The sequence below is a fragment of the Pseudoalteromonas sp. Z1A6 genome (genome assembly GCF_011378745.1).
In the GTDB taxonomy this organism is placed as follows: Bacteria; Pseudomonadota; Gammaproteobacteria; order Enterobacterales; family Alteromonadaceae; genus Pseudoalteromonas; species Pseudoalteromonas arctica.
Window position 1 is genome coordinate 1 of record NZ_WTKW01000533.1, and the last position, 1893, is coordinate 1893.

Annotated in this window: 1 protein-coding gene; it reads left to right on the plus strand. The window is 35.0% G+C overall.

Annotation, left to right across the window (positions count from 1 at the left end; genetic code table 11):
• Positions 1-1893, plus strand: a 1893-nt coding sequence (locus tag GQR46_RS19205; RefSeq protein WP_240922932.1) for an alpha/beta fold hydrolase, incomplete at both ends; no start/stop codon positions are given.

Sequence of the window (1893 nt, forward strand, 5' to 3'; positions counted from 1 at the left end):
AATAATACTCTTATTTTTTTTATTAACTACATCTGTAGTTTATGCAAAAGATAAACCTTGGGAGTCTTACGCTAAACTTCCAATGGTAGAGCAACCACAAATATCGCCAAATGGAGAAATGATAGCAACACTTTATAATACTGCTGAAGGTCCTACTATCAGTTTAGCTAAATTTCCTAGTATCGAATTCAATATATTAGCAAGTCTCAAAAAAGATAAAGACAGAGTCGACTTTATTCGTTGGTCAGGTAATAAATATATCATTGTTTCTGCTAGTTACCCTGAATATGTCAATGGTCAATACATGAGAGTTTCAAGGTTATATTCGATCAATGTTGAAACCAATGAAAGTAAAATGCTAACTACGCGACGTTTTTCTGAATATAGGTGGTATAGATATCAGAGTTTCAGGCTCGTTTCCTCACTTAAAAATGAGCCAGATTTCGCGCTAGTGTCAACGTTTGATGAAAAAGATAAAGCTTATTCTGTTTTTAAAGTTGAATTAGGTGATTCTAGTTTTGATAAAATTCAGAGGAATAAAGAAAATATTGGAAGTTGGTATGCAGATCCTAAGGGAGTTTTACGCCTGGGGATCGCAATTGATAAAAAAGATGATAAGTTTATTGCTTCAATATGGTATCGAGCAAAGAAAGATGAAGCATTAAAAATGATTCATACCCATATTTTGGGTGAAGATAGTACTTTCTCCATCCAAGGCCTTAATGAAGATGGTACAAAAGCTTACGTCCTTTCTGATCGTGTATTACACAGACAAGCTTTATGGTCATATGATATCGAGTCAGGGGAGTTTGAAGAGCTTGTTTATAGCAATGATAAATACGATATAAATAATGCAATCGTTAATAGTGAGGGCGATTTTATAGGGGTTGGCTACTATGATGATTTCTACAAGAGCCATTATTTTTCAGAGGTAGACGGTAAGCAAGAGCTTATGGTTACTAATTTATTTGGTGATAAGCAAGCTAGTATTGTTAGCCGCAGTAAAGATAGAACACGAATTCTTGTAAATGTAATAAGTGATTCAGTCAGCCCTACTTATTATTATTTTGATTTAAACACAAAGAAGGGCGGCGCTTGGTTATCTAAATTTCCTTATTTAGCACGTAATAAATTTGTACCAGTGCAAAACTATAGCTTTAAAGCGAGCGATGGAGCTGAAATCTCAGGCTATTTTACAAAACCAGAAGGGATTAAAACTCCGCCGCTAATTGTAATGCCTCACGGAGGACCTCATAGTCGAGACTACAAATACTTTAATCGAGAGCTTCAATATTTAGTTAGTTTAGGTTATGCGGTATTGCAAGTGAACTTCAGGGGCTCAGAAGGTTTTGGTAGTGCTTTTGAAACTGATGGTTATTATCAGTGGGGTAAACGTATGCAACAAGATGTATATGATGCAATGGATTGGGCTACTAGAACCGGATTAACATCAAAAAATAATGCATGTATTTATGGCGCAAGTTATGGTGGTTATGTTGCATTAACAGCTGCATGGCAAGAGCCCGATCGCTTTAAATGTATTATTAGTATTTCTGGAATATCGGATCTAAAAGGGTTAGTTGAAGATGAAGAGCGACAAGATGCCTACCTAGGTAATATTGTTGATATGACTGATAGTAAAGCCGTTGATGCATTATCTGAGGTTTCGGCAATCAATATGATTAACCGAATTAAAGCCCCACTTTTACTTATCCATGGGACAAAAGATACGAGAGTTGACTATCGACAATCAAAATATTTTTATGATAAAGCAAAGCGAAATTTAAATATAAAGTATGTTGAAATTGATGACGGAACACACTTATTTGATGACCCAGAAAGCTTAAAAGTACAATACAAAGAGGTTACTGAGTTTCTTAAAAAACACTTGTA